Below are 21002 nucleotides of genomic sequence, written 5' to 3' on the forward strand. Positions count from 1 at the left end.
TGCCTACACGGCTGGTGCGTGCGAGGCATCAAATATCCCGGACGCAAAAAAGCCCAAGTAGTCAGACTACTTGGGCTTGCATTTGGCGGAGAGGGCGGGATTCGAACCCGCGGTGGGGATTAGCCCACACACGCTTTCCAGGCGTGCGACTTAAACCGCTCATCCACCTCTCCGGAAGCTCTCAATTATAGGTTAGAAAATTGAGTGTTTTGAGAAAGTCATGCTTTTCAGCAAAATTCTTTTCCAAGACAGAGATCATGCGTTGTCCTTGGACGGCTCCTGAGAGCGCTGCGGCTGATCCCGGCAGGCCCGTACTATAAGGCATAGTTGCTATCGATTTGAGAATACCCGGAATTTTTCCAAGCGGGGGGCTGAAAAAACCGCAACGACTTCAGCGCATCACCAACCCGCCATCCACCGTCAACGTCTGCCCCGTCATGAAGCCACTGAGGTCGGACGCCAGAAACAGCACCGGACCAGCCACGTCCTCGGGGCGCGCGAGGCGCCTGAGCGGGGTGGTGGCCATCAGCGATTCGCGGAATGACTCCTTGGTGCTCTCGCTGCCCAGCGTCGGATAAACCAGCCCCGGCGCCACGCAATTGACGCGAATGCCCACGGGGCCGAGGTCGCTCGCCAGATTGCGGCTGAACGCGACCAGCGCGGCCTTGGCCGTGGTGTAGTCGTGGTACGGAACCACAGGGTGTTCGACGAGATTGGTCACCACATTGACGATGCTGCCACGTGCGCGCTTGCGCATCTGCGGCAGCACCGCTTGGCAGACGTTGAACGTGCCGCCTACTGCGCCATCGAACTGCGACTGATAGTCTCCAAGCGACAAGTCTTCGAAGCGAGTGCGGCGTTCGGGATCGAAGGCATAAGGTCTGAATGCGTTGTTGACAACAATGTCGATACCACCCGCCTCTTGCACGATGGAGCTGACCATCTCACGCACCGCGTCAGCCGAACCCACGTCGGCCTGGACGGACCAGACATCACCGCCCACCGCCTCGCATGCGGCGACGGTCTGCGCGGCTGCAACGTCGTTGCTCAGGTAGTTGATGGCCACCAGCGCGCCTTCCCGCGCGAAGGCTTTGGCGATGGCAGCGCCTATGCCCCGGCTCGCGCCCGTGACCAGAACGACTTTGCCGCGCAGATTCATTGCAGATTCCGAGTTCATATCAGCCCCCCGGCAACAGGCTGGTATCGACCACGTCGGCCACCTTGATCTGACGCTGGATCATGCCGAGTGCGCGGTAGGTGTCCGCGCCCTTCTGCAGCGCCGCCAGATCGAAATTGCCGAGCTGCGGTGCGCGACCGCCCGACTGCACGGTGGGTAGCGATGAGGCGTTGCGCAACTGAATGACATCGAGGTTGATGTCGCGCTGCGTGCCGTCAATGGCATATTTTCCGGCGAGCGTCGCGGCCTCCTGTGGGTTGACGATCATCCAGGCCGCGCTGTCGCGGTATCCCTTGAGAAAGGCCTTGAGCAGGTCCTTCTTCTGGCGTAGCACATCCTCGCGCACGACGAACATGTCACTCGATATGTTCAGGTACTCGCTCACTTTCATCACATTGATCTCGCCCATACCCTTGCGCAGCCCCACGGCGAGGCCGGTGTCGGTGGCGGCGGTGGCGTCGACCTGGCCTTGCATCAACGGCGCGAAGTTCAGCAGGCCGGTGACGACGATGGTCACATCGGACTCCTTCAGGCCCGCCTGATGCAGCATCACCAGCAGGTTCTGCCGTGTGCCGCTCGAGAGGCTGTAGACGCCAATTTTCTTGCCTTTGAGGTCCGCAGGCTTGTGAATGTTGGCCGCCTTCAGCGACACCACATTGAACACGTTCTGCGGGTAGATGTCGTAGATGGCGACCAGCTTCTCGCCCTTGTCGAGCGCCATATAGAACGAGCCGGGATCGGTGAACGCCACGTCGCCCTGGCCACTCAGCATGTTGCGGATCGCGTCACCACCGCCTGCGCCGGGCAGATAGGCCAGTTCCACGCCTTGCGCCTTGAAGAAGCCTTTTTCGGGCTCGACAAGAATGTTGGTGATCTCGCTGATCGGCTTGCTCCAGCCCGCGAGCCGGATCTTGCCTTGAACTGGCGCGGCCATGCCGGTACCGGAAAATGCAAGGCCGGTGATGCCCACACAGGCACCAATCAGGCTGCGGCGAGAGATGAATGAGGTAGAGCTGGATGCGTTCATGGGTTGTCGCGTGGGCGCGAGGTGAAAGGCGAAGTGGAAGAGGCGTGCGAGCGCAGCAGGCGACGCTCCAACACTAGACAGAGTTGGTAGAGCAGCAGACCGATGATGGCGATGAGCACGAGCGCGGCAAACATCAGCGTCGTGTCCATCATCCCCTGCGCGGCGATAACGACAGCGCCGAGCCCCTTGCTCGCGCCCATGAATTCGGCAACGACAACGCCAACCAATGCCAGCACCACGGCCACACGCAGCCCAGCCAGAATCGCGGGCAGGCCCGTTGGCAACTTCAGGCGCAACAGCGTCTGCAGATGCGTCGCGCCCAGCATGCGAAACAGTTGCAGGCGCGACGCATCAACCTGCCGCAGTCCTGTCAACGTGTTTTCCATCAACGGAAAAAAGCAGATCAAAGCGGTGATCAGCACCGTCGGCAGCATGCCAAATCCAAACCACAGCACAAAGAGCGGTGCCAATGCCAGTTTGGGCACAACCTGGCTGACGATGACATAAGGTTTGAAAACGCGCTCAAGCCACTCCGACTCCGCCAGCGCCATGCCCACCAGCAATCCGACCACACTGCCCGCCGCCAACCCCAGCAGCAAAGCCTGCAAGGTGGAGACGATATGCGGCCAGAAATAACCTGACGAAAGTCCCGACCAAAGCGATTCAGTGATGGCGGACGGCGCAGGCAATACCAGTGCAGACAGACCCCACCGACGCACCAGCAACTCCCATCCGGCCAGCAGAACCAGAAGCAGCACGACGGAGAGCAGCCGGGCCTTGAGTGGCGTGACCGTCATGCGGCCTCCCGGTCCATGGACGCGCGGATGCGCGCACAGAATTCGTTGAACAACGCGCCATGCCGCAAGGACTGAGTGCGAGGTTCGCAAAGGTCGATGCTCCAGTCGTCCACGATGCGTCCGCCGTGCATGAGGGCGATGCGATCGCCAAGATACACGGCCTCGTTGATGTCATGCGTGACGAACAGCACCGTGGTTCCACGCTCGCGACAGGTGCGCAGCAGATCGTCCTGCAGTTCCGCGCGAGTGATCGCGTCGAGCGCCGCAAACGGCTCATCGAGCAGCAACAGCGGTGGCTCCAAAATCAATGCGCGCGCCAGCGCCACGCGGCTTTGCTGGCCGCCCGAGAGCTGGCGCGGATGGGATGACGCGAGAGCAGCTAGCCCCAATTGATCGAGCAATCTGAGTGCCTGTTGCTCATCCTGCAGCGTCTGCTTGCGCTGCAGCGACACGGGTAGCAGCACGTTGTCCAGCACCGAGAGCCACTCCAGCAGCGTGGGCGCCTGGAACATGAAACCCAGCTGTGGCCCGGGCGCGGCCAACTCGCCGCCGTTCAACAGAATGCGCCCCGACTGCGGCCGCAGCAAGCCCGCAGCCAGCTTGAGCAGCGTGGTCTTGCCACAGCCGCTGCGGCCCAGCAGGCAATGGACCTCGCCCGCAGGCATCCGCCAGCTCACGCCATTCACCACGGGCGCGCGACCCGGGTAGGTGAACACCGCATGGTTGATATCCAGAAACGCCATGTCAGTCCGCATACAGTGCCAACGGCTGTGCGGCCCATTCCGCCGACTGCTCGATCTCGGTCATGCGCACCAGATCGACGAGATTGAATCGTCCGTCGTGATGCCATCCTGCCTCGGGCATGCTCATCGAGCCGATGGCCGCAATGCGTGTGACGCCCGCAGCGCCGAGCAGATCGGCAAGTCGATAAAGCTCTTCAGGCGCAGCAGCAATGCCGGCGGTCTGCAGATACTCGCGCTGCGCACCGACCACCGGCACCACGTCGTCGAGACGATCCACACCCACCACCGCAATCGTGCGGTAAAGCGCAGTAGGCACAAGCGGCTGCAGACCATCGCTGTAGGCCACGCTCCATGGCGCATCGGCCGGGCCGATCAGCAGATCCTGCCCCGCATCGGCAGGAGCGCGCCACTCCACGCTCTGCTGCCACTTCGCGACCGCAGCGCCCTCTTCCAGATCAAGCGCGCGGCGGACAAAACGCCGCTCGAGGTTTGCCAGCTCGGCCGCCAGATAATCGGCAAACGCGCGTGGACAAACATGACCGCCACGCTCCACATAGAACACATGCGGCGAGTAGCAGCCCTGCTGGTCGTAGCGCATCACATCCCACGCAGCCAGACGAGCCACGGCGGGCGCTTTCACACTGTCGAGCGCCGCAGCACCGATCAAACCAAAGCCCAGCTTGTGCCCATGCGGCAGAAAGCGCGTGGTAACCGGCAGGCGCTTGCGCAATGCATCCAGCGTTAGATTGCCACCGTAAGCCAGCACCGTTTCGGCGCGGGCGTAGAGCGCATCGGCTTCGTCACCGCCCGCGCCACTCCACCACACCACCGCCAGACAATCGGCGAGCGGCGGATGCACCTCGGCCAGCTGCTGCGCAAACCAACCAGCAAACAGCGGCTCGGCGCTCGCCACCTTACCGATGCTTGGCGCCTTCACGAGCAGTCCGCAGACCATGCTCCACAACGACAACGCAGGCACATTGCCCGCCCAGCTGTGCACCAGCAGGTCCGGCCCGAACGCGCGCACTGCGCCGCCCTTGGGCGTGGGCTGGAACCCATCGAGCACGGCGGGATTGGCAAAATCCTCGGCCACGAAACGCCGCAGCTGCGCCGCGCGAAAGGTCTTGAAATAGCCCGTCAAACCGAGCCGCACCATGTCCGCGTCATAACCGCTGGCAACCGGCAACCAAGTCTCCGCCAGCCGCCGCACGGGATGCGCACGATCCAGCAGCCGTGCGATCACGCGATCGATCACGTCGATGATCTGCGCCACAGTCATGGTCCGCAGATGCTTGTCGGCCGCCGCGCGCACCCGGTCCGCCAGCGCCTGCATCTGCGCCGCCGTCAGCACCGGCACCGAGACTTCAAGCCGCACCCCCTCACGCTCGAACGTGAGCACCTGCCAGCGCACCTCATCGTCGTGCAGCCCGGGCAAATAGCCCGCCTTGACCCGCTCGGTCCTCATGCCGATGCGGCCTTCACGAACTCTTCAACAGCCAGCGAGCAACCCTTGGCCGCAGCACCCTCCGCACGGCCCAGCAGCAGAAAACCGCCGTCGGCCCACAGGCCCACGTCTTCGGTCAGGATCGTGGTGGCCGAGTTGTAGTTGGCCAGATCGCAATGCACGAGAATCCCGCGCTCGCCGGGGGCAACGTCCCGCCCGGTGATCGGCTCGACCAAGCGTGAGCGGATCCAGTGCGGCCCCGACTTCACCGAGGGCAGCGTCGCATTTCCGTCGTCATAGAACTGCGTGCTCAGCTCGGTCATGCCATACATGTTGATGCAGTGCGTGGCCGGCACACCCAACAGGCGCGACAGATCCGCATAGAACTCCGCCAGCGGCAACTCGCGCGACTGCCCCTTGTAGCCACCCGTATCGAGAATGCGGCTTCCCGCAGGCAAACGGAAGCTGAGCCCCTGCTCGCGCAGCGCGTCCATCACATGCACCAAGCTGAAACTCGCGCCCAGCAGAGCAAACGGCTCGCCATTGCGCTCCGAAGCTTCAAGCGCCGCACACACCCCCTGCACGTCGAGTCCCTCGCTCGTCAAGTAGTAGCGACTGTCCGCCGTGCCAAACTCGGAGCGCGCAAGCGCCAGATAGTGGGCCAGCGACGAATTTGGCATCGACTGCTCATCGGGGAAAAGAATGCCCATGGGCATGCGCTCGACGCCACGCATGAAACGCTCGGCGAAATGGCGCCTCATCGACAGATCGTAGACATCCAGCCCTGGATGAAAATGCCGCCCCCGCGCCGCACGGCCCGTAGTGCCGCTGGTCATGAACACCCGCTCCGCAGGCGAAGCGGGCTCGCTGCGCAACTCCATGGCCTTGAACGCATCAATGGGCACCGCCGGAATGTCGCGCCACGACTTCACATTGCGCAAGGTTGCGCCGCGCCGCTGGCAGAAGCTGCGAAACGGCGCATTCGACTCGTATTGGTGAGAGAACAGCCGCAGGGCGAGTTGATCAAACTGGTCATCAGTGCAACCCGGTACCGCGATGAAAGCGAGCAGGTCTGCGACCAGCGAAGCGGCCTTGGCCTTCGGCGTATCCATGGAATTCCTTCGAGAGCGAAAACAGCAGATTGCTCCGGAGGCTTCCCCGCTGCATCGGCCTTTGAGCGCAGCGATGCCGGGGTGCAAGCTCTTCTTCCGCCGGAATGACCCGGTTCAAGTTCTCGGGTGTAGATCTCAGCACTGACGTGCACCCCGGAGCGAGGCCGTATTTTAACGCAGCATGGACATTCCTGACTCAGACCTCACAGAGGAAGCGAGAAGGCGACATCGTTGTTAAATTGATAAAACCAATCGAAATTCAATTTCGATTTATCAAAAACAATAAACTTGTCTACACCTTTATCTTCTCACTCAGGAATACATGATGCGCGTACTGGATGTTCTGAAAAAAACCTTTGTCGGACTCTGCCTTGCTGCTGGAGTTTCACAATTTGCGACCGCTCAAACAGGCGCTGGCACCTATACCGGCACCTACTCGGGCGCTGACCACGGTAGCATGTCTCTCACCGTCGATCAAAACGGCGCTGTCAGTTGCACCCTGTCAAGCGCAGCAGGCAATGGCAAATACTCGGGCAAGGGCGGCATCATTTCCCAATCACCCTTCATCGTCTCCTGCAACTACAGCGACTTCCCGGGTTACCTGAGCCTATCGGGCAGCGGCACACCGGGCGGCACCCTGACCGGTCAATACCTCATCTCCCCCACCATCAACAGCCAGTCGATGCAAGGGAACTTCACAGTGAGCGCATCCGGCTCCAGTGGTGGCGGCGCCAGCAACCAACTGAGCCCCAAAGCCATCACTGGCCTCTGGTATGACCCCGCATACAACGGCACTGGCTTCAACTTCTTGATGACCGACGCCAACTTCATTGCCACCTACTACGGTCGCAATTCAAGCGGTGGTCTGCTCTGGCTGATCTCCACCGAAGCCCCCTCGGCTCCTCTGCAAACCGGCACCGAATACGCATTGACGCTGGGCGCCACCACCGCCGGCACGTTCTCGACACCCGCCTACCAAATGGCCAACTGGGGTCATCTGAACATCACCTTCACCAGCTGCACCACAGCCAAGGCGACACTGAACGGTCTGGACGGCGTGCAATATCTGAACCTGCAACGCCTTGGCAACGTGGGTGGTGTGGGTACCTGCCAATAATCTGACCGAAAGCTGAAAAGCAGCAAGAGTCCGCGATTTTCCTAGCGGACTCTTGCCTTGTTCTACATGCCCGGCACGGTGCCCGCCTTGCGCGCGTGTTTGCAGGTATCCACCTCATGGGTGGCAAGTTCGCAGAACGATTGAGCATCCGTTGTCCTCAACCGGCCCTGCTCCGTGCTCTCCCCATCCGCATCCAGCCGTGCCAGTGGCACGTAGCTGTCCGGCTCGTACACGTAGCTGATGATCGCGCTGCCCCTGCGCTCTTCGATCAGCCGCATGCCTTCCCAGATGAAGACGGTCTTGCCGAAGCTGTCGTGTTTGGCTACGCGTCTGCCTATGGCGTCGTAGTCGAATCTCGTGGTCTGGGTGGTGGCGTGTTCGGTGCCGGGGCGACGCGTCGTGGTGACTTCCACGAGGTTGTTTTCTTCATCCCACATGAAGCTTTGGTCCGTGTGTTTGCCGCTGAGCTTGCGAATCAGTCGTGCATGACCGTCGTAGAAGTAGCGTTTGTCTTCGAACACCCGCACTAGGTTGTCGCGCACGTAACCGCGCTGCGACAGGGCCGTGCTTTTTCAGTTGCCCCTTCTACTTGGAACAATTACCTGATCGTTAAGTGGTGCGCTTCAGGCTTGAGATTGCACCCTTTAATTTCGGGAAAAAACTCTCCACACTACCCCACCCAGAATCGCATCATTAATTTTCGACAGTTAATTAATATCAAGAACTATTGATTTCCTCTCGCACACAAGTCTCAAACTGGAAATCATTGCATCATCAACATGTGAAACTCGCAACAATTGAAGGCCTTCGACTTTATCCAGTTCATTTAAGTTCCTAACCCCTTCAAAACTAGTGATCGTCAACTCCTTCAATACTTCAATACCGGATATCCAAGAAAAATCAAAAATTCCCTTATATCCATTAATCCACAGATATTTCAACCCATTAAAACCCTTCAATCTCTCAAAATTGAAATTTTTTACCGAGATAGACCACAAGTACAAAGCCTTAATATTTACCGGAAGTCTTTCGAGCAAATCACCTGTCTTGATTGAACGAAATTCAAAACCATCAAAATTCTGTAATTTATCCAGCCCCTTCAAAGAAACCAGTGTTTTATCCAACACATCGAGATCCATCCCGACCCACCTCAACCGCCCCAGAAAATCAGGGGATAAGTTCTTAATATACCTAATTGGCAAATAGAAATCAAATCCATTTAATGCAGAGTACAATACTTCCGGAATAGCAAAGGATTTTTCACGGATAATTTCATCCCCTACCATCTCATTTGAAGGCTTCGAAATGCGAAGGGTTTTAATTTTATTTAATACTTTAGGCTTAATCCCGCTCAATAAATCCGCAGGAAGAGCCAACGACTCCAGCGTCGCCATTTCATTAATAAGCGCAATTATTTTTGAACTATCACTATATCCCCCATCAACAGGGGGCAAATAGATGCTCAAGCACTTCACAGAAACTATCTCTTCTGAACTCCATGAATCACTTAGAAGTTTCGAAATGTAATCATTCGATTTTGAGTGAAATCTTGGAATAGTTACATAAAACACTCCTCCATTAAAATCCGACCCGGGCCATCGATAAAGCACATCAATTGAATTCTTCATATAATCTAACAGGTTTTCCTATCACCCATACTCGCACCGAACGTCTTTACCTCGGCTCTATTTCGAGAGTTTTTAGCAGGGCTTTCAGCACGTCTCTCATTCAATACTTTAGTGCCAGGTTTTTGAGCCTCAGCATCCATAACTTGTTGCTCGAAATGTCTTAGCACATGCTCTTTCTGCGCTCTAGTGCTAGCACTCCCAAGGTCTACCTTATGATAATCCACTGTAGTTCCCGGTTTCTTCAGCAAATCTTGGGCTTTTTTATGGGTTATATCCGACGTCCGGTCATTCATCCCTTGCTTTCCTCCACCCGCACTTCCTACATAAACTTCATTTCCATTTCGGTATACGTACACGCCTGGGGTATTTGGCAAGTTGGCTGGAGCCTTCTCCCAACCCAACGGATCCAACCACGTTAGCGGATTAGGTGAGTAAGTTCCTAAATTTATACCTCCAGCTATTCCAATCGGATCCGGACAAACAAACCGCCCCACATTCGCATCGTAGTACCGGAACGTGTTGTAGTGCAGCCCCGTTTCCCTGTCCAGGTACTGCCCCTGGAACCTCAGATTCTGCTGCCTTTCATCCTGCGCGGTCGGGCTGTCCCCTTCGTCCAATGGATGAACCACACTCCCGCCGAGCGTTTTGGCTTCCCACTCCTCCGACACCGTCGAGCCCCACGTCTTGTAGCTCGCCTGCCAGATCACCTGACCTTGGGCGTTCGCCAGCTCCTGCGGCATGCCGACCTGGTCGGTGTGGAAGTAGTAGACATTGCACAGCCGCGCGTTGTCATCTGTTCCCGTTTTGGGTAGAGCGTTTGTTGACGGGCTCAGGGCTTGCCAATACTGCGCCTCAAGCGTGTCGTTTGCAGCGGATTGTTGCGACGTCGGCTGCACTCCAGTTGTCGTATTCGCCTCTTTGGATTCACCCGAGACGGGATCATCCGTCGTCCCCAACCCGCCCTGCTCCGTGCTCTCCCCATCCGCATCCAGCCTCGCCAGCGGCACGTAGCTGTCCGGCTCGTACACGTAGCTGTCCGGCTCGTACACGTAGCTGTCCGGCTCGTACACGTAGCTGATGATGGCACTGCCCCTGCGCTCTTCGATCAGCCGCATGCCTTCCCAGATGAAGACGGTTTTGCCGAAGCTGTCGTGTTTGGCTACGCGTCTGCCTATGGCGTCGTAGTCGAACCTCGTGGTCTGGGTGGTGGCGTGTTCGGTGCCGGGGCGACGCGTCGTGGTGACTTCCACGAGGTTGTTTTCTTCATCCCACACGGAGCTTTGGTCCGTGTGTTTGCCGCTGAGCTTGCGGATCAGTCGTGCATGACCGTCGTAGAAGTAGCGTTTGTCTTCGAACACCCGCACCAAGTTGTCGCGCATATAGCCGCGCTGCGAGAGGATCGCGCGTCTCTTTCCACACTCCATCTGATCGAAATAATTGCATCAGACAAAATGGGGCTCTCATTCCTTAAGTGAAATCTCAGCGTAACTGATATTGCGCCAACTTCAAGTTTAGTATTGTCGTTCCAAAAAAGCCACGGGAAGGGATTGGCAAATGCCCCAGCAAGCACCCCAAACTGTATACGCCTATCATTTTTATTTTATTTTTTCCTTTTTTGAGGATCTGGAAAAACCCCTATAAAATGTAGATCATTATATAATTTACCCGACTCTTCAGGTATAAACTCATGCCCCCCCATAATAATACAACGCATTACCAAATTCAACCCCATTCCTCAAACATGCTGCAGCGATCGCGCGCTCCGTTTTGACTGAATTACAACCAACCTCTTTACAAAGCTCGTCAACTGGAAGTAGTTTATTTCTAAAAGTTCCAAAGGCCCCAAACATATCAGAATCTATAAAACCCACCTTGAAATCACGTAGAATCGGACTATCCCCATTAGCAACCTCCATATTTTTTGTGTACTTATTAAAATCAGCGACACTCTTATCCGTACTTCCAAGCCAAACCGAAATAACGTCTTCTTTTTCCGTCATCATATCAACAACCTCCAATTGAATTACGCCCACCACTTGTATATTTGTCTGCAAAATTTCTAATTCTAGCCAATGCCCCTCTTTTTGTACTCGCTCCTTTAAGATTATCAAAGAGGATTTGGTGACCAGCTTTACTAGCTCTCTCTGACACACCTGCGGCCAATTTTTTTCCACCAGCATGCGGTCCGCTAAGTATTTTTCCAGGATTCTTTGGATCTGGAACATTTTGAAAATGCACATCCTTTGTCGGCGTGGTCACTTTTTTTAGTTCTTCGGCACTAAACCCCAAATCTTTCGCCTTGTCTGCCATGGACACGGGGAACCACTCATGGGAGCCTCTCAAAACCTCCCCACATCAGCAACATCCGCGAGCAAAAGATAAAGTCCCCGCATGATCACCCCACGCAGTGCCCTGAAGTTCAACCTGTTCGCCGATGCCTCGCGCAAACGCAAGATCGATGACGTCGGCGACTCGTTGCGGGTGATCGCCCAGCACATCGATTTCGGGGCGCTTGCCGCATTGGTCGATGCCTTCATCGAGCGCAGTGATGGCCATAGAGGTGGAAGACCCGCCTATACCACCGAGGTCATGGTGCGCATTCTGGTCTTGAAGCGCCTGTACAACCACTCAGACGAGCAGATGGAATACCAACTGCTCGATCGCATGAGCTACCAGCGCTTTTGCCTGCTGCAGGACTCAATGAACGTACCCGACCGCAACACCATCTGGCGCTTTGGCGAGTGCATCGGTGTTGATGGTGCAACGGCACTGCTGCAAGGTGTGGACGAGCAACTGCATCGTCATGGCTATATCGCCCGAGGTGGTCAGGCAATCGACGCCACGCTGATTCCGGCACCCCGCCAGCACATCAACAAAGACGATCGCCGCAAGCTCGAAGAAGGCGAGCAGCCGGACTGGAGCGATGCAAAGCGCCGCCAGAAGGACATCGACGCGACCCATACAAAGAAGCACGGTAAGCACTACTTCGGCTACAAGCTCAGCGTGAGCATCGATCACAAACACGGCTTTATCCGGGGCGTTGCCACGGGCACGGCGAGCGAGCACGACGGCCATCACTTTGACGAAGTACTGGATCAGCGCAACACGGGCAAAGTGGTCGATGCCGACAAGTCCTACCCGAGCGCGCAAACGGCAAGAAATGCTGGGCGCACTGGGCTTCAAGGACGGCATCCAGTGCAAGGCACAAAAGGGCAAGCCGCTGAGCGAATGCCAGGAGAGGCGCAACCAGCGCATCGCCAAGAGAAGAGCCAAAGTCGAGCACGTGTTCGCGGGTATCCGTCACATGGGCGGCAAGTTTCTGCGCTCGATTGGGCAGGCACGAGCCACAGCCACCATGACGACGATGGCCGCTTGCTACAACTTGAAGCGCCTGGCTTCGTTCCTGGAACGCAAGGTGGATGTGTTCTTCAAAGCCACACCCTCAAAGAGGCAGCCACGTGCGCAGACGGCGTAAGGGCTGGAAAACTGGCTGAAAGAGGCCGAAAACCGATTGAAAACGTTCAAATTGAGATTTTTGAATGCGGCTGCGTCGTCGCGTTCGGATTGGCTACCGAAATGGGGGGGTTGTGAGAGGCTCCCCGAAGTGAATGACCTCAAGATCGTGCGCTCACTACCTCGCTGAAATTACACTTCAGCAGCACCAGAAAAATAATCGGGTCTATTTACATCGAAACATTTCCTCAATGGAAATCAGATTCTCCGAATCATCATCAAATACTTCATACTCAACTCCTGCCAATAAAAAAAGAAATGCATTGCACAATTTAGCACTCCACCCCACCAGAATCACACGCACATCTGAGGCACTACGGATTAATCGCACATCGTAACTCCAAGTCCCACCTAATTCTACATCCTTGAAATCCAAAAAATTTTCGGCTTGGTGAACATCAATCTCAACGACGCCATGTAATTCACCGGAAATGAAATCAAATAAATTATCGATTTTTGAATCTTTATTTAAGATAGTATACTCATAGCTCATACCTAACTCCCATCTCCATGTGGACGCCCCCTAACCACTGGGAGGTCTGATGGATTCTTAATACCAATATGTGTCTCATCCCCTACGGGCCTTACCTTCCCGCGGTCATTCAATTGCCGCCCAGAACTGTCTTGTTTATGTACATGAGCATTATTTCCTGATTTATACCCCGACGGGCTTGCATTTCCATGCTGATGAACTCTTACCTCTGATCCATCAGCATGACGCCACGTTCTATTTGAAGCATTGTTGGGATTTGCTCTACGAAATCCTGCCTTCGCCAATATTTTTTCAACATGAGCAACCGATTTACCCCTCAATTGAGGAAGAGTGCTTGCAGCACAGGTCCAACCTAATGGATCAATCCAAGAAATAGGATTAGGCGAGTAACTCCCTAAATTAGTTCCCCCACCCAACCCAATCGGATCCGGACAAACAAACCGCCCCACATCCGCATCGTAGTACCGGAACGTGTTGTAGTGCAGCCCCGTTTCCCTGTCCAGATACTGCCCCTGGAACCTCAGATTCTGCTGCCTTTCATCCTGCGCGGTCGGGCTGTCCCCTTCGTCCAATGGATGAACCACACTCCCGCCGAGCGTTTTGGCTTCCCACTCCTCCGACACCGTCGAGCCCCACGTCTTGTAGCTCGCCTGCCAGATCACCTGACCTTGGGCATTGGCCAGCTCCTGCGGCATGCCGACCTGGTCGGTGTGGAAGTAGTAGACATTGCACAGCCGCGCGTTGTCGTCCGTTCCTGTCTTGCGCACTGCGTTCGGTGACGGGCTCAGCACTTGCCAGTACTGCGCCTCAAGAGAGTCGTTTGCCGCAGATTGTTGTGATGTGGGCTGTATTCCACCTGTCGGATCTACCTCTCTGGATTCACCCAAGACGGGATCATCCGTCGTCTCCAACCCGCCCTGCTCCGTGCTCTCCCCATCCGCATCCAGCCGCGCCAGCGGCGCGTAGCTGTCCGGCTCGTACACGTAGCTGATGATCGCGCTGCCCCTGCGCTCTTCGATCAGCCGCATGCCTTCCCAGATGAAGACGGTCTTGCCGAAGCTGTCGTGTTTGGCGACGCGTCTGCCTATCGCGTCGTAGTCGAATTCGGCTATTTTCTACTGAAAATTAGCTTTCAAAATTTATTTCATTACTCAACCTAAAAAAACCCTTACCTACTGAATACTCTCCAACACTCAATAACCCATCAATCAACCCATGCTCAAAAATGGAAACCAATGACGCAGGCTGAATTTCATAATTTCTATTAAATTGGGCCCGACTTATGTCGCCAACATCCTCAGAAGAATTCCAATAAAAATCTCCATTTTTAGAAAAAAAATAGACTCTCTCATCAAAGAAACCGGGTATCTTTGCCAATATTGAAACTTGATTCGATACTTCGCTAAAATATGAAAAAAATGAGCCCCCATTTTTGTCAAATTTAAGATAAATTCTATTTGAATCCTTAGTTGTTCTATCGAATTTTCGTACCAGATCAACCACACCACCATAACCTTGGTTACAAATATCAACAAGAGCCGCCGATTTGATAGACATTGACTTCTTCAATTGCATCCCATTGGCGACGCCAACATCTCTTAGCTCTTTCCAAATAGTTTCATACTCATCACAGAAAAAGCAAATTTTTCCAGAATTAAACCCAGGAATTACAACTAATTCAACTCCATCACTTCTTCTTTCGAAGTGACCAGAGTCTTGGTATATGAAATTAACTTCATTCATACTAATTCGACAAAATGAATAATAAAACTCAAGGGACTGGATAAGAGGTCACAACTTCATTTGAATTTGGCTTGGTAATCACCAGCACATGATCCAGAACTCGACCGTGACCTGGCAAAGATGCACTCCCACCCTGTTTTCCTGCATTTGGCATTGGAATTTTATATACCCAATTACCGTTCCCCTGCACTACGGGTTGAATACCTTTTTCCTTGGCTATTTTCCATGCTTCTGCAGTTTTATTTATCGGATTACCATTAAAAACGCCGTGTTCAACGTTTCGATTTGGCTGGTCTGATCCATGCCTTCGCACGTGATCCTTGCGACTCAATCCGTCCCGATCCCTCGCGCCATTCCACTGTAAAGGCTTTTCTGGTCCGCAGCCAATCCACCCCAATGGATCAATCCAAGAAATCGGGTTTGGCGAATAGCTTCCTAAATTTGTCCCGCCAAATAACCCAATCGGATCCGGACAAACAAACCGCCCCACGTCCGCATCGTAATACCGGAACGTGTTGTAGTGCAGCCCCGTTTCCCTGTCCAGGTACTGCCCCTGGAACCTCAGATTCTGCTGCTTTTCATCCTGCGTGCTTGGGCTCTCCCCTTGATCCAGCGGATGAACCGCCGTTCCCCCGAGTGTTTTGGCTTCCCACTCTTCCGACACCGTCGAGCCCCACGTCTTGTAGCTCGCCTGCCAGATCACCTGACCTTGGGCATTGGCCAGCTCCTGCGGCATGCCGACCTGGTCGGTGTGGAAGTAGTAGACATTGCACAGCCGCGCGTTGTCATCTGTTCCTGTTTTTAGTGGAGCAGTCGTTGACGGGCTCAGGGCTTGCCAGTATTGCGCTTCGAGGGAGTCATTCGCTGCTGGTTGCTGCGACCTTGGTTGTACCCCGTTTGTTGCATCTGCCTCCTTGGATTCACCCAAGACGGGATCATCCGTCGTTCCCAACCCGCCTTGCTCCGTGCTCTCCCCATCCGCATCCAGCCGCGCCAGCGGCACGTAGCTGTCTGGCTCGTACACGTAGCTGATGATGGCACTGCCCCTGCGCTCTTCGATCAGCCGCATGCCTTCCCAGATGAAGACGGTCTTGCCGAAGCTGTCGTGTTTGGCTACGCGTCTGCCTATGGCGTCGTAGTCGAATCTCGTGGTCTGGGTGGTGGCGTGTTCGGTGCCGGGGCGCCGCGTCGTGGTGACTTCCACGAGGTTGTTTTCTTCATCCCACACGAAGCTTTGGTCCGTGTGTTTGCCGCTGAGCTTGCGGATCAGTCGTGCATGACCGTCGTAGAAGTAGCGTTTGTCTTCGAACACCCGCACTAGGTTGTCGCGCACGTAGCCGCGCTGCGACAGAGCCGTGCCTCTTTGCACGGCCTGCTGTGTTGCGCTGTCCTGGATGTTGCCTGCGGGGTCGTAGCCGAAGCTTTCATTGGCCGCTTGTGGCAAGGGGTTGCGCACGCCTTGCAATTCGCCGTGCTGGGTCTGCAGGATGCGGCCCGTGGCGTCGTATTGATGGGCGGTGTCGCCCTGCAGGCTGTGGCGGCTGGCGCGCAGCTCGCCCGCCTTGTCGTATCGCCATGCTTTGACAAGGCCTTGCAAGCCGCCACGTGATGCCGCGCTGGATGCGGGCTGGGTCAGGCTGTCCAGTGTCTGTTGCCATGCCTTCGCTCCGGGGTCCCTGGGGCCGAAGGGCTGACTGGCCAGCGTGCCCGATTGGCTCCATGCACCGGTCATGCGACCGACGGGGTCGTATGCATATCTCGTGTGGGCTCGGCCTTGCGTGCGCAGGGTTTCCTGATGCAGCTCGTCGCGCTCTATGTCGCAGATGAGTTGATGCACCGCTTGAGCGTCGGGGGCCGCCCCGCTGCGCTGGCTCAGGTTGATCTGGTGGAGATGGCCCGAGCCGTAGTACAGATAGTTCAGCGCCCGCATGCTGTTGCGCGCTGCGATATCAGGCAGTTCTGTCTGAGTGCGGTTGCCGAGCGGGTCGTGGCTATGGCGCAGTGTGTGGGACTGGCCGCTCGTGTGGTCCGTGGCTGTTTCTGCGACGAGGTTGCCGACTACGTCGTATGCGAACTGGTTGCTATGCAATGGGATCAGTTCCGGCGCATCTTCTTCAGCCGAACTTGCTGCGATGACCTTCAGCTTGCTTGCGCGGACCAGTTGGTCTACTGCATCGTATTGGTAGTGATAGTGATGTGAGGCGGTGCGTTTTTGAACCAGGCGACCGGCTGCATCGCGCAGCAGCTCCGTGCGTCTGGCGTGGTTGGCCGTACCTGAGTCATCTTGTTCTAAGTGGTCGCCCCAGCCAGCGATCTCTGGGGTCTGACCTTGTACCGTGCTCCCAGTGCTGCTCTGGATGTCGTCGCCCACACCGGCATGGTGGGTGACTGCCGTGGGCCAACCGTTGCGGTCGTATTCCACGGTGACGCGTTGCCCACCCACGCGATGTTCCTGCACGAGGCGATCGGCGGCGTCGTACTCAAAAGCGAACGATTCGCCATTTTCGTTGGTTAGTTGGGACAGGCGCAGCGCAGCGTCGTAAGCCAGCGTTACCTGACGGCTTTCCGCGTCGACGCGATTGAGCAACTGGCTGCGGCGGTTGTAGCAGAACTGGGTGGAGCGACTCAATGGATCATTGACGGTGAGCAGTCGCCCGGCACCGTCGTAGTCGTAACCCCAGTGCGCCCCGTCCGCTTGCGAGACGCTGCGCAACTGGCCCAAGGCGTCGTGGATTTCCCGTGTCACGTTGCCGGCCGCATCGCGTTGCGACTGCCTGTTTCCCCAGCCGTCGTATTCATACTCCGTGGTACGGCCAGAGCAGTCGGTGTAACTACTCAGAAGTGCTCGCTCATTCCAGCGCAGTCGCTTGATGCCGCCTTTCGCGTCCTCGATCTGCAGCGGCAGGCCGCGCTTGTCATAGACGTAGGTCGTGGTGTGACCATCGGGCTCAGTGATGCTGGTGGTGTTCCCACATTCATCGTAGGTGAAAACCGTCGCGGCTCCAGAGGCACCCGTGATCTGCCAAGGAGCGCCGAGCTCGGTCCACAACGTGACCTCCCTACGCCCCAAGGTATCCGTGACGACGCTGGGCATGCCGAGCGTGTCGTATGCGCACTCCTCAGTTTGGCCCTCGGGCAAGGTGATGCGGCTGCACAGATGCAGATCGTTGTATTCAAACCGCCATTGCGCCTGCAATGGGTCGGTATAGCACTCGGTTTCGTAGTCAGCGTTCCACCGCCACTCGGTGACTCGCCCCAACTGGTCCATCACGACCGTATTGCCAGAGGCACCTGGCCGAGTGGGCAAGTCGTAGTGCACTTCGTAGGCTTCACCGTCGTTCGTCCAGTGCCGAGTGACGCGTGGGCGGTCAGCGAAGGCTTGCCACTCATAGTGGCATTCGAGCCCTGCAGCATCACCGTGCATGCAAAGCAGCCCAGACTCTTCATAGGCAAAGTGTCTGACGACATCGCCCTGCCGGTTTCGCACCTGGCTGAGCTGCCCTCTATCCGTATAGGCATAGCTCACCAGGATTCCGGGGATCTCTCCAGAGGCTCCCGTAGCCAGACGAATTTGACGAACCCGTTGACCCAGTCCTTCGTAGTCCAGAGCGATCAGACGCCCGGTGTTGTCGGTGATGGATTGAAGCCGTCCGTCGTCGGCACGCGCGAATTGCTGAAAATTGGCATTACCGTCTTCGATGCGTTCCAACCAGAGCGACTGCGTCCCGATTGCTTCGGTCGCCTCATCTTCAAACAGATAGAAGTAGCCGCCCAGCTTTTGAAGCAGATACCGGCCACCTTCCGTCTTGCACAACCAAAGGCCCTCGACCGGGTTGTAGACAGCTGTACCGGGCTCCAGATCTTCGAAACGTGTCTCGCGTGCGGTTTCATCGATGAATACGATCTCGCGAGCAAGGCCTTCGCGCGGCCGAATCTGGAGCTGGATTTCAAAGCCTGTGCTCCAGCCCATGCCGAGACTTGTACTCGTGCGCCTGTCATGGCTGCCGTAAAAACGGCTCCAGACAAACGGCAACGCGCCGGGAAGGGTAATGTCTGCATCTTCGGCAAGAAACTTGATACCTGTGGCTGCATGAACCGGATTGCCGAAGGTCTGCGACATCAAGCCGTAAGCACTCCAACCTGCATTGCCGGCCTTGGCCAGCAGACAGGGCAAACTGGCTTTCATCTTCCACGCATTGCGCAGGCATTTCGCCGCATTTTTCAAATTGCGCAGTTCGATGAGGAACACTGCGGCGCGCAGCAGGAACGGCACCTCATCTGCAACCGCTCTTACGCGTGCAGTCGGACCACCGATGAACACATTGGGTGACCCTTCCGCGATCTGGGCACCGCAGGTGGTTTTTTCAGTTTTGCGGGACGCCACGCAACCGTTGACGAAGACGATCTCAGAGCCCTCAGCCAAAAAGACCGTAGGACTGTCCTTGCTGCATACCGCGATATCAAACGGAATATCGGCAGAGGCACGGGCCGCCCCCGTTGATTTGGAGTTGATGAAAACATCCAACGATGCCGTCGATATTTCACCAGTGATGGTCAGCTTTTCCGGCACCAGCCAATCTGCAAGCTTGTCTCCCAAACCAGCGCCCAAGTATCCGCCGACGAATTTGGCAGCGCCAATCGTCAAAACGACCGCAAGCGGCGCACCCACCCCGACGGTTGCGCCCGAGAGGGCCAGTCCCGCCGTAGCTACGGCGCCGACAACCGCCGCACCCACAACGCCGCCTACAACCGTTCCCACAAACTTTGCAAGAAATCGCGCAGTTGCGTTGGTATGCGCGATGGGGTCATGCAATCGAGCTGCTGGACTGACTTTCATGCCCTACCCGTTCAAAAATTGAAACTACCGAGCGTGAACTGCCAGCTCTTTTCGTCTTCGGCATCGAAGGCGAGAGACGAAGACATGGCCAGCACCAGAATTTGCCCGGTGGGCGGGAAGACGAGAATGGCTTGGCGCTGGTGCACTTTCGCACCGTTTTGCTTGTACTCGAATGCAATCTCGATGGCTTCGGTCGCGTTGCGCTCAACATTCACATTCAACGTACGCCTCCCATGCAGCTTGAACCCCGCCATCTGCGCCTGCAGGCTCTTGATCTGGCGACTGACATAGGCATCCAGGGCCTCCTGCGGCTGGAGCAGATCTCTGGAAATCACAACGTTCAAGCCATCGCCGCTCTTCGTTCCAAGCAGATTGATGGATTGATCGATCAATCCATCAGGTACCTCAATGCTTCCCTCGTTGAATACATATTTCATATTTCAAACTCCGCATTTCAAGAAAATCGCCCCGACATACCTTCGACCACGAAACCCAACAAATTCCAATGTCGATCAGCGCTTCTGCCCTGCGGGAACGACGACCTTTTCGCCTTTGGCGCGCATCTGGTCGCGCATAACCTCTGGTGAATCAGGGGGCCATTTCATGCCCTTGGCGACGAACTGCTCGCGCAGCTGCTCGAACTGCGTTCGCAACGGACCCGGCTGCAAAGAATCCAGCTTCCTCTTCACCGACCAACCGAGAGTGACCCCGTTCACGGTATAGGTGTCCACCTTTGCGCCTTGCTGCACCAAGTACAGCGCAATGTTGACGTGATTCACAGTGATGGCTTCGTACAGCGCCGATCCCCCGATGCGATCACGCGCGTTGATGTCCGCACCTCTTTGCTGGAGCAACTGAATCAGTGCCAATGAACCACTGCCAGGACCGGCGGCCTTCTGCAGCAGCGTCGTTTCCGATGAACTCTTTTTGTTGGGCGACATGCCGCCATCGAGCATGGCCTGCAACAGCTTCAGACCCGTGGTGTCATCGGGATTCGTCCTGCTCATGAAAACGTAGTCGAGCGGACTGCCGAAGTCCTTGATCGGATTGGCCGCCGGGTCAGCCCCCAGCGATACCAAGGTCTTCACGGCTTCGATATTGACTTGCCCAGGCTGGATCGCGAACCACAGCAAAGTCATGTCCTGCCGACCCGGCTGGTTCACGTTCTGTCCGGTGGCCAGTTGACGCAGACGCGCCATGTCGTTGGATTGGATGGCCTGCGCCATTTCCAACATCCGCCCCTCAAAAAATTGCTCGGGATTAGTGGTTTTCATCATCTTGCCCATTCCTTGAACTTGCAATCCCCCCGTGAGCGCACAGAGTGCAAGCAATGACTTGCACCATTGGCGACGGACAAAGGACTGACTTGGT

18 protein-coding genes, 1 tRNA gene, 1 pseudogene and 1 riboswitch are annotated in these 21002 nt (G+C 56.3%); of the genes and pseudogenes, 2 read left to right on the plus strand and 18 right to left on the minus strand.

Annotated features, from left to right (window positions below; translation table 11 throughout):
- Window positions 1-83: 83 nt before the first annotated feature.
- The 7 genes from G7047_RS11780 to G7047_RS11810 all read right to left on the minus strand — a co-directional run bounded on the left by G7047_RS11780 (window position 84) and on the right by G7047_RS11810 (window position 6300).
- Window positions 84-173: transfer RNA gene (locus G7047_RS11780), tRNA-Ser, on the minus strand.
- A gap of 218 nt (window positions 174-391) precedes the next feature.
- Window positions 392-1159, minus strand: a complete 768-nt coding sequence (locus tag G7047_RS11785) for an SDR family oxidoreductase (RefSeq protein WP_371813868.1) — start codon at window positions 1157-1159, stop codon at window positions 392-394.
- 19 nt (window positions 1160-1178) lie between these two features.
- Entirely contained in the window at window positions 1179-2204 is a 1026-nt protein-coding gene (locus G7047_RS11790; RefSeq protein WP_166305335.1) for an ABC transporter substrate-binding protein, read from the minus strand.
- A complete protein-coding gene (locus G7047_RS11795; protein ID WP_166305338.1) occupies window positions 2201-3001 on the minus strand; it encodes an ABC transporter permease in 801 nt (266 codons plus the stop codon). The genes G7047_RS11790 and G7047_RS11795 overlap by 4 nt, the downstream gene beginning before the upstream one ends.
- On the minus strand, window positions 2998-3756 hold the full coding sequence (locus G7047_RS11800) for an ABC transporter ATP-binding protein (RefSeq protein ID WP_166305341.1): 759 nt from the start codon (window positions 3754-3756) through the stop codon (window positions 2998-3000). The genes G7047_RS11795 and G7047_RS11800 overlap by 4 nt, the downstream gene beginning before the upstream one ends.
- Window positions 3746-5209, minus strand: coding sequence for an acyl-CoA reductase (locus G7047_RS11805; protein WP_166305344.1), 1464 nt, complete (start codon window positions 5207-5209; stop codon window positions 3746-3748). Before G7047_RS11805 ends, G7047_RS11800 begins: the two co-directional genes overlap by 11 nt.
- Window positions 5206-6300: a long-chain fatty acid--CoA ligase gene (locus G7047_RS11810; RefSeq protein ID WP_166305347.1), complete on the minus strand. Its 1095-nt coding sequence runs from the start codon at window positions 6298-6300 to the stop codon at window positions 5206-5208. The genes G7047_RS11805 and G7047_RS11810 overlap by 4 nt, the downstream gene beginning before the upstream one ends.
- 74 nt (window positions 6301-6374) lie before the next feature.
- Window positions 6375-6466, minus strand: a riboswitch (TPP riboswitch).
- 291 nt (window positions 6467-6757) lie between these two features.
- On the opposite strand from G7047_RS11810, the gene G7047_RS11815 reads away from it, so the two are divergent.
- Window positions 6758-7417 carry a hypothetical protein gene (locus G7047_RS11815; protein WP_166305350.1) on the plus strand — a complete coding sequence of 220 codons (660 nt, stop codon included), beginning with the start codon at window positions 6758-6760 and terminating at the stop codon, window positions 7415-7417.
- Between the two features lie 62 nt (window positions 7418-7479).
- On the opposite strand, the gene G7047_RS11820 is transcribed toward G7047_RS11815, so the two are convergent.
- The 5 genes from G7047_RS11820 to G7047_RS11840 all read right to left on the minus strand — a co-directional run bounded on the left by G7047_RS11820 (window position 7480) and on the right by G7047_RS11840 (window position 11355).
- Window positions 7480-7959 carry an RHS repeat domain-containing protein gene (locus G7047_RS11820; protein ID WP_166305353.1) on the minus strand — a complete coding sequence of 160 codons (480 nt, stop codon included), beginning with the start codon at window positions 7957-7959 and terminating at the stop codon, window positions 7480-7482.
- Window positions 7960-8124: 165 nt separating this feature from the next.
- Complete coding sequence (locus tag G7047_RS11825; protein WP_166305356.1) at window positions 8125-9045, minus strand: hypothetical protein; 921 nt, start codon at window positions 9043-9045, stop codon at window positions 8125-8127.
- 5 nt (window positions 9046-9050) lie between these two features.
- Window positions 9051-10424, minus strand: coding sequence for an RHS repeat-associated core domain-containing protein (locus G7047_RS11830; RefSeq protein ID WP_166305359.1), 1374 nt, complete (start codon window positions 10422-10424; stop codon window positions 9051-9053).
- 306 nt (window positions 10425-10730) lie between these two features.
- A complete protein-coding gene (locus G7047_RS11835; RefSeq protein WP_166305362.1) occupies window positions 10731-11048 on the minus strand; it encodes a hypothetical protein in 318 nt (105 codons plus the stop codon).
- Window position 11049: 1 nt separating this feature from the next.
- The gene (locus G7047_RS11840; protein WP_166299494.1) at window positions 11050-11355 is read right to left on the minus strand and encodes a hypothetical protein; all 306 of its coding nucleotides are present in this window, start codon (window positions 11353-11355) and stop codon (window positions 11050-11052) included.
- A 279-nt stretch (window positions 11356-11634) separates the two neighbouring features.
- Between G7047_RS11840 and G7047_RS31495 the strand changes: the two are divergent.
- Window positions 11635-12633, plus strand: a pseudogene (locus G7047_RS31495) (IS5 family transposase); the annotation flags it as partial.
- Between the two features lie 91 nt (window positions 12634-12724).
- Here G7047_RS31495 and G7047_RS11850 read toward each other — a convergent pair.
- From G7047_RS11850 to G7047_RS11875, 6 genes are all read right to left on the minus strand, one after another.
- Window positions 12725-13051: a hypothetical protein gene (locus G7047_RS11850; RefSeq protein WP_166305365.1), complete on the minus strand. Its 327-nt coding sequence runs from the start codon at window positions 13049-13051 to the stop codon at window positions 12725-12727.
- A 2-nt stretch (window positions 13052-13053) separates the two neighbouring features.
- On the minus strand, window positions 13054-14079 hold the full coding sequence (locus tag G7047_RS11855; protein WP_166305368.1) for an RHS repeat-associated core domain-containing protein: 1026 nt from the start codon (window positions 14077-14079) through the stop codon (window positions 13054-13056).
- A gap of 97 nt (window positions 14080-14176) precedes the next feature.
- Window positions 14177-14794, minus strand: coding sequence for a hypothetical protein (locus G7047_RS11860; RefSeq protein WP_166305371.1), 618 nt, complete (start codon window positions 14792-14794; stop codon window positions 14177-14179).
- A gap of 28 nt (window positions 14795-14822) precedes the next feature.
- Window positions 14823-19631 carry an RHS repeat-associated core domain-containing protein gene (locus G7047_RS11865; protein ID WP_166305374.1) on the minus strand — a complete coding sequence of 1603 codons (4809 nt, stop codon included), beginning with the start codon at window positions 19629-19631 and terminating at the stop codon, window positions 14823-14825.
- An 11-nt stretch (window positions 19632-19642) separates the two neighbouring features.
- Window positions 19643-20068, minus strand: coding sequence for a DcrB-related protein (locus G7047_RS11870; RefSeq protein ID WP_166305377.1), 426 nt, complete (start codon window positions 20066-20068; stop codon window positions 19643-19645).
- A gap of 75 nt (window positions 20069-20143) precedes the next feature.
- Entirely contained in the window at window positions 20144-20908 is a 765-nt protein-coding gene (locus tag G7047_RS11875) for an ankyrin repeat domain-containing protein (protein ID WP_166305380.1), read from the minus strand.
- Window positions 20909-21002: the final 94 nt, after the last annotated feature.

Origin of the sequence: Diaphorobacter sp. HDW4A (assembly GCF_011305995.1) — a bacterium.
GTDB lineage: Bacteria > Pseudomonadota > Gammaproteobacteria > Burkholderiales > Burkholderiaceae_C > Diaphorobacter_A.

Coding starts and splice junctions, on each gene's coding strand:
- G7047_RS11785 (WP_371813868.1), bottom strand. CDS start 1,159: ATGAATCTGCGCGGCAAAGTCGTTCTGGTCACGGGCGCGAGCCGGGGC.
- G7047_RS11865 (WP_166305374.1), bottom strand. CDS start 19,631: ATGAAAGTCAGTCCAGCAGCTCGATTGCATGACCCCATCGCGCATACC.
- G7047_RS11790 (WP_166305335.1), bottom strand. CDS start 2,204: ATGAACGCATCCAGCTCTACCTCATTCATCTCTCGCCGCAGCCTGATT.
- G7047_RS11795 (WP_166305338.1), bottom strand. CDS start 3,001: ATGACGGTCACGCCACTCAAGGCCCGGCTGCTCTCCGTCGTGCTGCTT.
- G7047_RS11835 (WP_166305362.1), bottom strand. CDS start 11,048: ATGATGACGGAAAAAGAAGACGTTATTTCGGTTTGGCTTGGAAGTACG.
- G7047_RS11810 (WP_166305347.1), bottom strand. CDS start 6,300: ATGGATACGCCGAAGGCCAAGGCCGCTTCGCTGGTCGCAGACCTGCTC.
- G7047_RS11815 (WP_166305350.1), top strand. CDS start 6,758: ATGTCTCTCACCGTCGATCAAAACGGCGCTGTCAGTTGCACCCTGTCA.
- G7047_RS11800 (WP_166305341.1), bottom strand. CDS start 3,756: ATGCGGACTGACATGGCGTTTCTGGATATCAACCATGCGGTGTTCACC.
- G7047_RS11860 (WP_166305371.1), bottom strand. CDS start 14,794: ATGAATGAAGTTAATTTCATATACCAAGACTCTGGTCACTTCGAAAGA.
- G7047_RS11805 (WP_166305344.1), bottom strand. CDS start 5,209: ATGAGGACCGAGCGGGTCAAGGCGGGCTATTTGCCCGGGCTGCACGAC.
- G7047_RS11855 (WP_166305368.1), bottom strand. CDS start 14,079: ATGCGGCTGATCGAAGAGCGCAGGGGCAGCGCGATCATCAGCTACGTG.
- G7047_RS11870 (WP_166305377.1), bottom strand. CDS start 20,068: ATGAAATATGTATTCAACGAGGGAAGCATTGAGGTACCTGATGGATTG.
- G7047_RS11825 (WP_166305356.1), bottom strand. CDS start 9,045: ATGAAGAATTCAATTGATGTGCTTTATCGATGGCCCGGGTCGGATTTT.
- G7047_RS11830 (WP_166305359.1), bottom strand. CDS start 10,424: ATGCGCGACAACTTGGTGCGGGTGTTCGAAGACAAACGCTACTTCTAC.
- G7047_RS11875 (WP_166305380.1), bottom strand. CDS start 20,908: ATGATGAAAACCACTAATCCCGAGCAATTTTTTGAGGGGCGGATGTTG.
- G7047_RS11840 (WP_166299494.1), bottom strand. CDS start 11,355: ATGGCAGACAAGGCGAAAGATTTGGGGTTTAGTGCCGAAGAACTAAAA.
- G7047_RS11850 (WP_166305365.1), bottom strand. CDS start 13,051: ATGAGCTATGAGTATACTATCTTAAATAAAGATTCAAAAATCGATAAT.